Source organism: Listeria welshimeri serovar 6b str. SLCC5334, assembly GCF_000060285.1.
Lineage (GTDB): Bacteria > Bacillota > Bacilli > Lactobacillales > Listeriaceae > Listeria > Listeria welshimeri.
Genome location: NC_008555.1, coordinates 614052 through 628371 on the forward strand (window position 1 = coordinate 614052; position 14320 = coordinate 628371).

15 protein-coding genes are annotated in these 14320 nt (G+C 35.1%); 10 read left to right on the forward strand and 5 right to left on the reverse strand.

The genetic code is table 11. From position 1 onward, the window contains the following. The first annotated feature begins 50 nt into the window (after positions 1–50). The 4 genes from LWE_RS02945 (at position 51) to LWE_RS02960 (ending at position 4473) form a co-directional block, all read left to right on the forward strand. Positions 51–512 carry a MarR family winged helix-turn-helix transcriptional regulator gene (locus tag LWE_RS02945; protein WP_011701420.1) on the forward strand — a complete coding sequence of 154 codons (462 nt, stop codon included), beginning with the start codon at positions 51–53 and terminating at the stop codon, positions 510–512. A gap of 7 nt (positions 513–519) precedes the next feature. Continuing rightward, positions 520–2244, forward strand: a complete 1725-nt coding sequence (locus LWE_RS02950; protein ID WP_011701421.1) for an ABC transporter ATP-binding protein — start codon at positions 520–522, stop codon at positions 2242–2244. Further along, entirely contained in the window at positions 2241–4058 is a 1818-nt protein-coding gene (locus LWE_RS02955; RefSeq protein ID WP_011701422.1) for an ABC transporter ATP-binding protein, read from the forward strand. Before LWE_RS02950 ends, LWE_RS02955 begins: the two co-directional genes overlap by 4 nt. Positions 4059–4173: 115 nt before the next feature. Further along, complete coding sequence (locus LWE_RS02960) at positions 4174–4473, forward strand: rhodanese-like domain-containing protein (RefSeq protein WP_011701423.1); 300 nt, start codon at positions 4174–4176, stop codon at positions 4471–4473. Positions 4474–4514: 41 nt separating this feature from the next. On the opposite strand, the gene LWE_RS02965 is transcribed toward LWE_RS02960, so the two are convergent. Beyond that, positions 4515–6380 carry a LapB repeat-containing protein gene (locus LWE_RS02965; protein ID WP_011701424.1) on the reverse strand — a complete coding sequence of 622 codons (1866 nt, stop codon included), beginning with the start codon at positions 6378–6380 and terminating at the stop codon, positions 4515–4517. Positions 6381–6550: 170 nt separating this feature from the next. Then, on the reverse strand, positions 6551–7177 hold the full coding sequence (locus LWE_RS02970) for an FMN-dependent NADH-azoreductase (protein WP_011701425.1): 627 nt from the start codon (positions 7175–7177) through the stop codon (positions 6551–6553). Positions 7178–7345: 168 nt separating this feature from the next. Between LWE_RS02970 and LWE_RS02975 the strand changes: the two genes are divergently transcribed. From LWE_RS02975 to LWE_RS02985, 3 genes are all read left to right on the forward strand, one after another. Further along, positions 7346–7795, forward strand: a complete 450-nt coding sequence (locus LWE_RS02975; RefSeq protein ID WP_011701426.1) for a MarR family winged helix-turn-helix transcriptional regulator — start codon at positions 7346–7348, stop codon at positions 7793–7795. Positions 7796–7797: 2 nt separating this feature from the next. Then, positions 7798–8739, forward strand: a complete 942-nt coding sequence (locus tag LWE_RS02980; protein ID WP_011701427.1) for an NADP-dependent oxidoreductase — start codon at positions 7798–7800, stop codon at positions 8737–8739. A gap of 95 nt (positions 8740–8834) precedes the next feature. Further along, on the forward strand, positions 8835–9368 hold the full coding sequence (locus tag LWE_RS02985; protein ID WP_011701428.1) for a GNAT family N-acetyltransferase: 534 nt from the start codon (positions 8835–8837) through the stop codon (positions 9366–9368). Here the strand turns inward: LWE_RS02985 and LWE_RS02990 are convergent. Continuing rightward, positions 9365–9607 (reverse strand): hypothetical protein, encoded by a 243-nt coding sequence (locus LWE_RS02990; RefSeq protein ID WP_011701429.1) that lies wholly within the window; start codon positions 9605–9607, stop codon positions 9365–9367. The two genes, LWE_RS02985 and LWE_RS02990, sit on opposite strands and share 4 nt — an antisense overlap. A gap of 106 nt (positions 9608–9713) precedes the next feature. Between LWE_RS02990 and LWE_RS02995 the strand changes: the two genes are divergently transcribed. Continuing rightward, positions 9714–11465, forward strand: coding sequence for a glycerophosphoryl diester phosphodiesterase membrane domain-containing protein (locus tag LWE_RS02995; protein ID WP_011701430.1), 1752 nt, complete (start codon positions 9714–9716; stop codon positions 11463–11465). A gap of 40 nt (positions 11466–11505) precedes the next feature. On the opposite strand, the gene LWE_RS03000 is transcribed toward LWE_RS02995, so the two are convergent. Together LWE_RS03000 and LWE_RS03005 are read right to left on the reverse strand one after the other, a co-directional pair. Continuing rightward, complete coding sequence (locus tag LWE_RS03000; protein WP_011701431.1) at positions 11506–12000, reverse strand: DUF5067 domain-containing protein; 495 nt, start codon at positions 11998–12000, stop codon at positions 11506–11508. Positions 12001–12079: 79 nt separating this feature from the next. Further along, a complete protein-coding gene (locus LWE_RS03005) occupies positions 12080–13222 on the reverse strand; it encodes a serine/threonine-protein kinase (protein ID WP_011701432.1) in 1143 nt (380 codons plus the stop codon). Between the two features lie 106 nt (positions 13223–13328). Here LWE_RS03005 and LWE_RS03010 point away from each other — a divergent pair, with 106 nt between their 5' ends. Together LWE_RS03010 and LWE_RS03015 are read left to right on the forward strand one after the other, a co-directional pair. Beyond that, complete coding sequence (locus LWE_RS03010; RefSeq protein WP_011701433.1) at positions 13329–13784, forward strand: hypothetical protein; 456 nt, start codon at positions 13329–13331, stop codon at positions 13782–13784. Positions 13785–13840: 56 nt separating this feature from the next. Next, positions 13841–14233, forward strand: a complete 393-nt coding sequence (locus LWE_RS03015) for a DUF1398 domain-containing protein (RefSeq protein ID WP_011701434.1) — start codon at positions 13841–13843, stop codon at positions 14231–14233. Positions 14234–14320 lie beyond the last annotated feature (87 nt).

Sequence of the window (14320 nt, forward strand, 5' to 3'; positions counted from 1 at the left end):
TCATATAATTAGTTAGGTAAACTAATCAAATAACAGAAAGAAGTGGAGAAATGTCTTCGGAAAATCAAGACTTGGGACACTCAGTAATCAAGGCTTTCATGAATTTTAAGCATGCTGAAATAAAGAGTTTCCAAATTCCAGGTTACAGTAAATCTGAAACAAGGTTTATTTTTATTTTATCTCGTGGGCTTAAAAGTAAAGGGCCAAAAATTCGTGTTTCCGATCTTGGTCATATGCTTAGGATTTCAAAACCAAGCGTCACGCAAATGATACAATCTTTGGAGGGAAAAGGACTTATTAAACGAGTACAAAACCCAGAAGATAAACGCTCCATGTATGTGGAACTTACAGAAATGGGTGCAGGTGTATCAAAAAAAATGTTCGATGAGTTTCAAGCTAGTTTTGAAGATATGCAAGGATTTTTAGGCGAAGACGATATGAAAAAACTGATTACTCTTTTAGAAAAACTCACAGATTACTTAAACAAAAAATCCGAAAATAAGGAGGAATGACCCGCATATGATGAAATTGATGAAAAGATTAAAACCTTATTGGCTGAGCATTACGGCCGTATTAGTCCTTACTTTCGGGCAAGTTATTGGACAGCTTTATCTACCAACCTTAATGTCTAACATTATTGACAAAGGGGTTGTAAAAGGCGATACAGATTATATTTGGAGCACAGGAATGCAGATGCTACTCATATCATTTGCGTCGGTTATCTTATCAGTGATTGTGGTTTATCTCGCATCGAGAATTTCAATGGGATTCGGGAAAGATTTACGAGATAAAATTTTTACAAAGGTAGAGGACTTTTCCTTACAAGAGTTTGATAAAGTAGGAACTTCTTCTTTAATTACTAGAACGACAAATGATGTTGTTCAAATCCAAAACGTGCTTTATATGATGATGCGCTTAATGGTGATGGCTCCAATCATGTTACTCGGCGGTATAATTATGGCGGTTGGCCGAGACGCGAAATTATCCCTTATTTTTGTGGTTGTTTTGCCACTTTTACTTCTATTAGTAGTTGTATTAGGTGGAAAAGCAATGCCAATGTTTAAATCATTACAAAAGAAAATGGATAAGCTAAACCGTGTTATTCGTGAAGGGTTAACTGGAATTCGTGTTGTTCGTTCGTTTAATCGTAACGCCGATGAACTTGAAAAATTTGAAGAAGCGAATGCTGACTATGCTACTACGGCAATTAAAGTCAACCGTTTGCTGTCGTTAATGAGTCCGTTAATGATGTTACTTATGAACTTAACATCCATCGCTATTGTGTGGATTGGTTCGATTTTTATTGGAAATGGTGATATGCAAGTTGGGGACTTGATGGCATTCATTCAATATGCGATGCAAATCATGATGTCCTTTATGATGCTTTCTGCTGTATTTATTATGATTCCACGTGCAGGAGCTTCCGCTGAACGTATTAATGAAGTATTAGATATGAATGCAGAAATACTAAATCCAGAAAATCCAAAAACAAGTACACCACCAGCTAAACTTTCTTTTGAAAATGTTACTTTCCGTTATGAAGGTGCTGAAAAACCAGTTATTGAAGATATCACTTTTGAGGCGAAAGCAGGGGAAACAATTGCCATCATTGGAAGTACTGGAGCTGGGAAATCAACTTTAATTAATATGATTCCGCGTTTCTACGATGTTGAAAGTGGCGTTGTAAAAATTAATGGTATTGATGTGCGTGAAATGGACCAATCAATTTTACGTCAAAAAATCGGTTTAGTTCCTCAAAAAGCCGTATTATTCACTGGAACTATTGCTTCTAATATGCGATACGGTAAAGAAGATGCAACAGATGAAGAAATCTGGAAAGCACTTCGAACTGCCCAAGCAGAAAATTTTGTATCTAAACTTGCAAATGGTTTAGATAGCCGGGTAGAACAAGGTGGTAACAACTTCTCCGGTGGGCAAAAACAACGCCTTTCTATTGCGCGTTCTTTAATTAGAACACCAGAAATTTATATATTTGATGATAGTTTTTCAGCACTAGATTTCAAGACGGATGCGAAACTGCGTGAAGCTTTGAAGGCAGAAACAACTGAGGCCGTGACACTTATCGTAGCTCAGCGGATTACGTCTGTTGTGAATTCTGACCAAATCATCGTTCTTAATGAAGGGAAAGTTGCCGGCATTGGAACACATGAAGAATTAAAAGAATCAAATCAGATTTATCAAGAAATTATGAGGTCACAGCTGTCAGAGGAGGAAATCGCATGAGTGGTCCAGGTCCAGGTGGTGGAATGAGAATGCAAACAGCCGCCAAACCAAAGAACTTTAAACAAACACTATTTCGTCTTCTAGGCTATATGAAACCTCGTTCTGTCGCGATTATTGTTGTCTTTATCTTTGCGATTTTGTCTACGATTTTTAACATTTTTAGTCCGAAAGAACTTGGGAAGGCAACGACAGAAATTTTTAAAGGTGTTATGAGTCCTGAGGGAATTAATAATGATAAGATTTTCAATATATTAATGATTGTTTTAGTCTTATATCTTGGAAGTTCCTTATTTAGTTTTATTCAACAATATGTGATGTCGAGTGTTGCACAACGTACTGTTTATGACATGCGTAAAGATTTAAAAGCAAAAATGGCTCGACTTCCGCTGAAATATTATGATACACGCTCAAATGGTGATATTCTTAGTCGTTCTGTCAATGACATGGATAACATCGCGAATACGCTGCAACAGTCATTAACTCAGGCTATTACAGCGATTGTCCAAATGATCGGTGTTTTAATCATGATGCTGACAATCAGTTGGCAAATGACATTAATAGTACTTGTGACTGTCCCAATTAGTATTATTTTAGTCGCGATTATTGCGGGTAGATCGCAACGTTACTTTGGCGCACAACAACGTAATCTTGGTATTTTAAATGATACTGTAGAAGAAACTTATGGTGGTCAAACAATTATTAAAGCTTTTGGTCAAGAAAAGAAAACATTAGTAAAATTTGACGAGGTCAATGAAGATTATTTCAAAGCGGCTAAAAAAGCGCAATTCATTTCTGGTATTATGATGCCTGTAATGCAATTTGTTGGTAACTTGGGCTATGTAGGTGTCTGTGTGGCCGGTGGTATATTTGTTACGAATGGTTCGCTTCAAGTTGGGGATATTCAATCATTTACACAGTATGTCCAACTATTTACACAACCTATTTCCAGTGTCGCGAATATTGCTAATATCATCCAATCCACTATTGCTTCGGCTGAACGTGTTTTTGAAATGATGGATGAAGAAGAAGAAAAAGACGAGATTCCAGCTAATGTTAATCAAGTTGCTGGCGAAGAAAACAGTATTGTATTTGACCATGTGAAATTTGGTTATACACCAGATAAACCATTGATGACGGATTTGAATATTCATGTGGAAGAAGGTCAGATGGTGGCTATTGTAGGTCCTACTGGTGCTGGTAAAACAACGATAATCAACTTGCTAATGCGTTTTTATGATGTAGATGGTGGAGAGATTCGGATGAAAGGTATCGATACACGCGATATGACTAAAGAGGAAGTTCGCGCAAAATTCGGTATGGTACTCCAAGATACATGGTTATTTAATGGAACTATTGCAGATAATATCGCTTATGGTCGAGAAGGAGCAACGAAAGAGGAAGTTATCGGAGCAGCAAAAGCAGCTTATGCGGATGATTTCATTCGGAGACTTCCAAACGGCTATGATACTGTCTTGAATGAAGAAGGTTCTAATATTTCTCAAGGGCAAAAACAACTTCTAACAATTGCTCGCGCGATTTTATCAGATCCATCCATTTTAATTTTAGATGAAGCGACTTCAAGTGTCGATACTCGGACAGAATTAAATATTCAACTTGCGATGGGAAATCTGATGGAAGGACGCACAAGTTTTGTTATTGCGCATAGACTTTCAACTATTCGTGATGCGGATTTAATTCTTGTGATGAATCATGGTAGTGTGATTGAGCAAGGAACTCACCAAGAACTGCTTGCGGCGAAAGGCTTCTATGCTGATTTATATAATAGTCAATTTACTGGTGCTCAAGCCGTTTAATTGAAAAAGACAATGTGGTGTAAAAAGCCACATTGTCTTTTTTGAGCATAAAATTTGTTTGCCTAGCAAGAAGGCGGTATGGTAAATAAAGAAGAATTTGAAGAGGTGAAAATAGATGTATCAATCCATTACTGCAAATGATTTAGAACAAGAATTGAAAGAATCCACGCAAAATATACTAGATGTAAGAGACGCAGATGCCTTTATTGAAGGTCACATTCCAAATGCCATAAATATTCCGATTAATGAATTACCAGAAAAGCTTGCAACGCTTGATAAAAAGAAAGCTTATACAATTATTTGTTATGCAGGTGGACGTTCTGAGCGAGCAAGTCAATTTTTAGCTGCGGAAGGTTTTGATGTAACGAATGTAATGGGTGGCATGGGTGCTTTTCGTGGTACTACCACTAAATAAACAAAGAAGTCGTGACTTGAATATTAAGTCACGACTTCTTTTTAGTGTTGTTTTCTATTGCGGAAAAAGATAATTGCTAATCCCGCTAAAGCGATACCGACTAATACATTAGTTGGTTGATTCGTATCTCCAGTTTTAGGAAGTTCTTTTTTTGTCGTTTTAGTATGAACTTCAACCGTTTTATTTTCTTTGTTATTGCTATTTATTTTTGTTGCGGTCGCTTCTTTTTCTGTTATTTTTGTTTCAGGTGTTTTTATTGTTTCTTTTTGTGGGGTTTCTATTTTTGCTGAATCAGTTGGCGCACTCTCTTTTACGTTGGATTTTTTATTTTCTTTTGTTGTTTGGTTGTCTGGAATGGTGGATGATTCTTTATCTGGTGAAGGGGTGTTAGTTTCTTCTTCTTGTATTTCTACTTGAACTTTTACTGGATCCGCTTCGACTAAAGCTTCACTTGTTGCATATAATGTCACTTCATAAGTTCCTAAATCATCCAACTTAACAACATCTTCAAAATCACTCGTTATTTCGCTTGGACTAACGGTTGCAGCTGAAATGTCTTTTAAAAATTGTTCTTCTGTTAAGACTGTTCCTTCTTTGTAAGAAATAGAATTAAGCGCAGTAATGACAGGTTTTTCCAAAATAGTGATGGATACTTGTCTAGGAGCGGCTTTTATCCCAGCTTCGTTTTCAGCATTTAATGTCACTTCATAAACACCAGGTTTTTGTAAATCAACTACACTTTTAAAATTACTAGTAATCGTAGTTCCGTCGTCTGTCTCCGCATGGATATCATTTAGAAATTGTTCTTCAGTGATAACGGTATTTTCAGGATAATTAATAGTAGGATCACTAGAAATAGTTAAAGAATGATCGATATCAAAATAATGATCATATGTCCCATTTGAAATAGAATAAGAAGGAATATTAGAAGGACTTACATAGCTACCAGCTGGGCTTTCATAAGCAGAATTATACTCCATTTTAGTGATAGAATTAAAATATTCCCTTGTGATACCGCTAACTGTAATTCCTTTATCATCAATCTTTAAACGACTACCATCGATTTTTTGTTCATTTAAAGTGAAAAAAGTTTTAGAACTGCTGGTAGATGTTGTAAAAGGAATAACATCTCCATTAAAATTGGTTAATCTATCTTTCATTAGACTAAACGGGACAAAAAATGTTTGGTCTGTTTCATTATAGTTTAATACAGAGCTCTTAATAGAACTATTGATTAATTCTGTCCGACCAATGTTTTGACCATAAGCAGCAAGATTAGTTAGTTTAGGAAATGCTTCAATACCTTGAAAATCATGAATACCACAAAATTGAACAAATAAAGTATTCAAATTAGGCAATGATTGTAAGGAACTAATATCGGTTATGGAAAAGTTTTTATCTAAATTTAAATTGGTCAAATTAGGAATATGGTTTATTTTAGGGAATATAGTATTATCTAATTTTGAATTACTCAAAGTTAAATTAGTTAGTTTTTGGAAATTATTAAAATTGGGAAGGGCCTCAGGTGTGACGTTATCCCCAGATAAATTTATATAAATTAAATTAGTTAATGTTTCAAGTGATGTATAATCGGTGACGCCAGTGTTGGATAATAATACACTTTCTAAGTTGTGTGCATACTCAATACCAGTTAAATCAACTAATTTACTATCACTGATATTAATATTTTTAATCGTATCCATTTGAGCTTCTGTAATGTCATGGGAGCTAGGTTGACCTAAAATAGTATTTAAATAACCTTTGAAAACAGTATCTGGAATATTGACAATATCTTGAGTAGATTGCAACTGACTGCTTTCTTGAGCAGAAACATTCATTGCAAATTGCGGGCTAAAAGGAGCTAATAAAAGAGCGCACATGCTAATTTTTATTCCAATTTTCTTCATTTAACATCCTCCTTGAAATATTACATATCTTATAATTCAATATTAGCATTTACTATATTTTCAAAAGTCCTCTTTTCCCCCACCAAGTAGTCTAAAATGTGTCAAATATGTTAAAAATGCAAAAAAAAATAGCGATTAATGAGTAAACCAACTCATTAATCGCTTTTAAATTAAAATATTTTAGCTAATTCTACGGCTTCTTTTGCGCCTGCAGAGATAATATCTTTTGCTTGATCTGGTTTTGCATTGTGGCCTTCGACGATAACCATTTCTGGCTCAGAGATACCGAAGTGAGCTAGTACATTTTTGACATAACTTAAAGACATTTCAAAGCCTTGCATTGGACCATCTGAGTAAATACCGCCACGAGCATTTAGAAGTGCGATTTTTTTGTCAGATACTAATCCAACTGGACCGTTTGGCGTATATTTGAATGTTTTTCCAGCTTGGTTTAAATAGAATAAATAAGTTAAGAATTGAGCTGGAATACTAAAGTTCCAAAGTGGGAAAGCCATTACGATTTTATCTGCTGCTAAAAATTGATCTAAGTAACTATTGGCAATATCAGCTAAACGTTTTTCTTCACTACTTACTTCTTCGCCAGCCGCTTGTTTATGTAAGCCGCTCATCATTGTTACATCATAATAAGGTAAATCTGCCTCGAATAAATCTAGTTCTGTTACATTATCATCTGGATGAGATTTTTTGTATTCAGTTAGGAAGATTTCATATAGTGCCACGCTGACTGAGCGTTCGGCAGGTAAACCATTTGCTTTGATGAAAAGTACATTTGTCATTACATTTTGCCTCCATTTTTTTCGAATTATCTATTAAGTGTAGCTTATTTTGATTGTTAGCGGCAAGTATATTGCTTACAAAAAATTAGCCGCTAATATTTGAGCAGATGTTTTGTGCTTTAGAAAAGAAAGCGTATAATAGTTGATATATCATTTGACGTATCAACTATGGAGGTGAAAACGCTGAAACCATGTACAGAACGGTCAGAATTACTTTACCGGATGCATTTGTTATCGAAGGAAATTAGTCATGTTTTTGAACAACAAACCAATATGAGTTTTACGAAAGTAGAGATTTTATTTCATATTAAGCAAACACCTGGTCAAAGCCAAAATCGGTTAAAAGAGAAACTTTATATTGATTCGGCAAGTATTACCCGTCATTTGAAGCGAATGGAAGATCAAGGGCTTATTATTCGTAAAAAGCAAGACGATAATAAACGCTATACGTACTTATTTTTAACAACAGCTGGCGAGGCGGAATTAGCTTCTTTACTTCTAGAAAAAGAAACATTCCAGACAGAAGCTTTAGAGGCATTTTCAGAGGATGAAGTTCGTGCGTTACTAAAATCAGTCACAAAAATGATGAATAATGTAGAGAAAATGGAGGAGAAGTGAAAATGAAAGCAGTTGTAATTGAAAATTATGGTGGAAAAGAAGAATTAAAAGAAAAAGAAGTTGCAATGCCAAAAGCTGGTAAAAACCAAGTAATTGTAAAAGAGGCAGCAACATCAATTAATCCGATTGATTGGAAACTTCGTGAAGGATACCTAAAACAAATGATGGACTGGGAATTCCCAATTATTTTAGGTTGGGATGTAGCGGGCGTTATTTCAGAAGTTGGAGAAGGCGTAACAGATTGGAAAGTTGGGGATGAAGTATTTGCACGTCCTGAAACGACTCGTTTTGGTACGTATGCAGAATATACAGCAGTAGATGACCACTTGCTTGCACCACTTCCAGAAGGCATTAGTTTTGATGAAGCAGCATCTATTCCTCTTGCAGGACTAACTGCATGGCAAGCACTATTTGATCATGCAAATCTACAAAAAGGTGAAAAAGTCTTAATTCATGCTGGTGCTGGCGGTGTAGGAACACTGGCGATTCAACTTGCCAAACATGCTGGAGCAGAGGTAATCACAACAGCTAGCGCGAAGAATCATGAATTACTCAAATCGCTTGGTGCAGATCAAGTTATTGATTATAAAGAAGTTAATTTTAAAGATGTACTTTCTGATATTGATGTTGTTTTTGATACAATGGGCGGCGAAATCGAAACTGATAGCTATGATGTATTAAAAGCTGGAACTGGTCGTTTAGTTAGTATCGTTGGGATTTCAAATGAAGATCGTGCAAAAGAGAAAAACGTTACAGCGACAGGAATATGGCTTCAACCAAACGGCGAGCAGCTGAAAGAACTAGGGAAATTACTTGCTGATAAAACAGTTAAACCAATTGTTGGCGCAACTTTCCCGTTCTCTGAAAAAGGTGTTTTCGATGCACATGCGTTAAGTGAAACGCACCATGCGGTTGGAAAAATAGTCATTTCATTCAATAAATAAGTTTTTCGGAAAGCTAGATGCTATCATCTAGCTTTTTTTGTTGTTTGCTGGAATAGATTGGATAGGCTATAATAGCAAAAAAAGGTGGTGTCTGAATGGAAACAAAAGAATTGAAAAATGGACAAATAATGACAATTAGAGAAGCTATGAAAGAGGATGCAAGTGATATTATTTCTTATTTGAATGAAGTGGCTGGTGAGACAGATTATTTATCTTTTGGTCAAGGTGAGTTTGCATTTAGCGCAGCGGAAGAAGAAAAATATATAGAAGAAGGAGCAGAAAATTCAGGTTCTGTGATGTTACTATGTTTTATAGACGGGGAGTTAGCGAGTGTTTCGCAGCTTATAGGTCATACAAAAAAGCGTGAGTTACATACTTCAGAATTAGCTATTTCAATACGGGAGAAATTTTGGGGTCTTGGTATTGGATCCATTAATATGGAAGCATTAATACAATATGCTAAAAATAGTGAGCGTTTAAAGCTTATTTATTTAGAGGCAATTTCAGAAAATAAACGAGCAATTAATTTATACAAAAAGTTTGGGTTTATCGAAGCTGGTGAGATTCCAGCATTAATGCAAGTGGATGGTCGATATTTTGATGTAACAATGATGTATTTGGTTATTTAGTCTTCAATTAGAAAGACGAGATCATTAGATACCTCTATATCACTAAGCTGTTTAGCGATAATATCAGTTCCAGTATTAAAGAATAAAGCCATTTGACTAAGGACACGTAGGCTAATATCAGAAGTACGAACATCTTTGTCGATAAGTTTCTGTAAAGAGCCTTCTTTTAAGCGAGTATTTGATTCGATATCAGTGGCAGAAATGTTTTTATTTGCTAACAATTGTTCAATCGGATGCATAAATTCACCTCTTTCAAATAGTTAACTTTATGAATTAATTATACCTGAATTTACTTCTTTGTTAAACAATAAAGCCTTGAAAAACGAACAAAAAAGGGAGAAGTAAATGAGTGATTTAAAAGAAAGTTTAAAAGTTATGTATCAATTTAAGACAGATTATCTTAAAGTAACCTTATTGTTAACAATTTTGCAGGCATTTGTGATTGGGCCGTTTATTTATTATTTCTTTTTCTTTATTCTCCGGGTTATCGGAGTGCCAGGTATTACAGATGCCAATCTAGGCGAGATTATTTCGAGTCCTGTTGCCGTTATTATGCTGCTTATTTTAGCTTTACTCATTCTAATGTTTGTTTATTATGAACTGGGTTTCTTTATAATGATGGCGATTTATCAATTGCGAGGAGAAAGCTATACCGTTTTCAAAATCATTCAGAGGCTCAATGTAAAAGCAAAATATTTTCTTAGTTATCAAGCGGTTTATTTTTTGTTATATTTCTTTTTGCTTTTACCGATTGCTGGATTATCTTTACCAATTACGATAACAGAAAATCTCTATTTGCCTCATTTTATTACAGATGAATTAATGAAAACGTCGACAGGGACGTGGCTTTATGTTATTGCAATGGCGATTATTTTCTATATTAGTGCTAGACTTGTGTTCGCTCTGCCGTATTTCATTGAAGATAAGTCAATAAAAATAAACGGAGCTATCCGGAAAAGTTGGAATTACCCGAAAAAACGCTTGTTTTTCATGTTGCTAAAATGGATTTTACTTATTGTGGTGATGGGCTTTTTAGTATCTATTATCGCGACGATTATAATGCTGCCTCTTCTCTTGATAGAAAAAATAAATCCGGGAATTGCGGTGGTTATAGCTGGCATTACTTTAACTATATTACAAGTGATAGGTTTCTTTGTTGCTGGGGTTTTCCAAGGGATTATTGCGCAATTATTAGTGAGAAATGCCTTTACTATAGAGGCACAAACGACTTCTGTTTCACGCAGTCAGTTCCCTCATAAAAAACGATTTATTGTTGGCGGAATAATCATTTTCATTATTTTTAGCAGTTTTAATGTTTATGCAGTTAATGCAACTTTGTATGAACCAAACACGAAAATAATTGCTCATCGTGGTGATACAGTGAATGCTGTTGAGAATACGGTAGAAGCTATTGAGTCTGCTGCAAAAGCTGGGGCCGATTACAGCGAAATTGATATTCAAGAAACCAAAGATCATCAATTTGTTGTTTTCCATGACATGACACTGAGAAGACTTGCTGGAAGTTCTAAGCGAGTAGCAGATATGACATTACAAGAGTTACAGCAAACTAAGATAACTAGTGGTGCCTACTCATCTCATATAGCTTCTTTCGATGAAATTATCAATGCTGCAAAAAAGAATAAGATAGATTTACTAGTTGAGGTGAAACTGCACGGAGGGGAATCAAGCGATATGGTAGAACAATTTATTACATTATTAAAGAAAGAAAAAGTAGCGGATAAGTATCTAGTCCAATCATTGAATCAGCCTGTTATCGAGAAAATAGAACATGCCGACCCTTCGCTTGAAACTGGCATTATTTTAGCGCTCAATATCGGGAACTTACCAAAAACATCTGCTGATTTTATTGTTTTAGAAGATTTTTCTATTAATAAACGAATACTTACACAAGCCAAGCAAAATAACAAAAAGGTGTTCGTTTGGACAGTAAATAAAGAAAAATTAATGCAAATGTATTTACGGAAAAATATAGATGGAATCATCACCAATTATCCTAAAAAAGCGATAGAACTTAGGGATTCATTTAATAAAAATGATTCTTTGCGTAGTCGTATTGAGAATAGATTAGGTTTTTAAATAGAAAAATCCGCAAACAATGACTGTTTGCGGAAGTTTTTTATTTTAATTCAAATGATTTTTTAACAGAATTTTTGCTGAAACTGATTAATTCTTTTGCCTCTACGTCTACTTTATTTTGTGCGTCTTGTAATGTATAAGTACTTGTTACTTCTAAGGATCCTCCGGGTTGTACATCTTTATCAGAGCCACCTAAGCTACCATCTGCTGCAACCGCAGTATCTAATTGAGTGCTATTTTGGAATGCTTGTTGATCTATAGCTACCATGAAAGAAATATTTTCTTTACTATTGTTCGTGAATTTTGTTTTGATGGCAATCGCATCTCTTCCTGATAAATCTTTTACTATTTCGGAGCTAAGTATTTCTACTTTATAATCTCCAAGTTTATTGGGATCGGTTTTCTTTTTTGTTTCTGCTTTGGCTGTTTCTGTTTTCTCTGTACTTGCTTTATCGTCTGTCCCGCCACATGCAGTTAGTGCTAGGGCGAAAGTAATGATCCCCATTAATAATAAAACGCTTTTCAATTTTTTCATTTTCTTCTCTCCTTCATCTTTTATCTGTTTCTATTAGACCATGTGGAGATAACAAAAGTCCTATGCAACGGGCATAGGACTAAGAAAAAATTTCATTATAAACACCATAAATAGTTACACAAACAATAATATAAATGACTATACCCGCTTTTCTTGTACCAGGAGAGGAGGATTTAAGTAGCGGTAATTTGGACCAAATACCACAGAGATTAGTAAAGATAACGAAAGCAGGAACAATAAGAAAAAAGTTACTGAAAAAGTTAACTGTATGAGACATTTTAACGCCCTCTGTTGGTGGGCTAAATAAACCAACTATCAAGAATATGTAACCAAGTACAGCGACAATCATTTTCCACGGTTGCCCAGTTCTAAAGCCAGGAATATGTTTATACCATGGAATAAAATCATTCTCGTAATCTGTCGCTATATTTTCCCAATCAAATTCAGTTGGAAAATCATCTAACGCAGTGAAATCGGACAATTCAGAGACGTAGCTTGGACCAAGTGAGTCATTTTTGACTGCTGTCCGGAATTCTTGAATGGTTTGGTAACGCTGCTCAGGATCAAATGCGGCAGCTTGCATGGCAATTTTTTCAAGAGAAGTGGCGTTTTCTTTATCAGGTAGATTGTTTTTCCCGCGTAATAGCTCTAACATTAATACGCCGATACTATAAATATCTGAACGTGCATCGGTTTGAGAATAACCATATTGTTCGGGGGCTGCATAACCAATCGTTCCAAGATTTACAGTATCTTGATTTTTACCAACTTCAAAAACACGGGAAGCATCAAAATCAATTAATTTTAAAACCCCATCACTTGAAATCATGATATTAGATGGTTTTATATCGCGGTGGATAATAGCATTTGCGTGAAGTTCTGTGAGCGCATCTGAGAGCATTAACATTAGTCGAGTTACTTCATCAGCATCAAAAGTTGCATTTGTATTCATTAAGTCAGCTAAATTTTTTCCGTTTATGTATTCTTCATAGACAATCAACTCGTTACCATTTGGAATCATTACTTCTATTTTTGGTAAATAGTTGCTAGATAATTTTTTGAGTTGTTCTAACACATGAGCAAAGCCAATAGGGATTATTTTGCGAACAAATAATTCTCCTGTTGAGGTGTTTCGCGTTAGTACAGCAGGGTTTTCTTTATTATTTAGATTATCTAATTCTTTGTATTGTTCTTCTATAAAAGCGAGTGTCATTTCTCCCATTTATCTAAAATCCCTTCTACACTTTATAGTGAAATTATAGCATGAAGCATAGTAGTCGGGTAGATATTTCGTGATATAATAAAAAAAACAGTCGGGGGTGCGCCTTATGGATGGGGAAAAAGAGACAAGTAAATTACTTCATGAATTAAAAAAAGCAACAAATTTACGCCAAGTTTTAGATGAAAACGAGGCAGAATTTAAATCAAGTGAAATGGTGACATACTTAAAAGAATTATTAGTGGAGAAAAAATTAACAAAAGCGAGTGTCATTCGTGCGGCAAGACTCCATGAAACATATGGTTATCAGATCTTTAGTGGAGTTAGAAGGCCATCACGCGACCGGACAATCGCTCTTTCTTTTGGTTTTAAATTATCCGGGCATGAAGCGAGCAGATTATTAAAATATACGGAATATCCACCTTTATACGCCAAAAATCGCCGAGATGCCATTATCATTTTTGCGCTAGATCACGGGTATACTTTGGATCAAACGAACGATTCTTTGTATGATTTGGAAGAAGCATTAATCGAAACATTTAAAGAAGAAAAACCACTTGTTTAGATTCGTTGCAAAATCAGGTATAATGTTAGAAAGACTTACTTGATTGGAGATTAGTTATGTTGAATGAACAAGCGATTTTACAAGTTGTAACGAGTGAAGAAAATGCTGGTGATTTCCCAAAAGTTATCCAAGGATTTAAAGAATTAGGTGTTACAAAATACCAATTTTTAGTCCAAAGAGGTGTTTATGTGTTTTGGGATGAAGAAGAAAATATGGTGGAAGCTACATTAAATGGTGTTCCTATGCCAGTTTCAACAGAAATTTCAGCAGAAAAATTACGAGTTGCGATTAAAGAAGCACAAGCGGGACGAATAGATTTTGAGCAGTTTGTTACATTAGCAGGTTTGGCGGGAATTGGACTGTGGGAAGCCGATTTAGCTGCAATGAAAGTAACTTATATAGATAATGCTGGTAATGATTTGGTGATTGAGCCAATTCCAAGCATTTAAATTCAAAAGACAATAGCTTATTGTCTTTTTTTAGTACTTTTTATAACAGCGAAATATGTTAAGCTGATAAAGGGAAAAGAAGAGAGG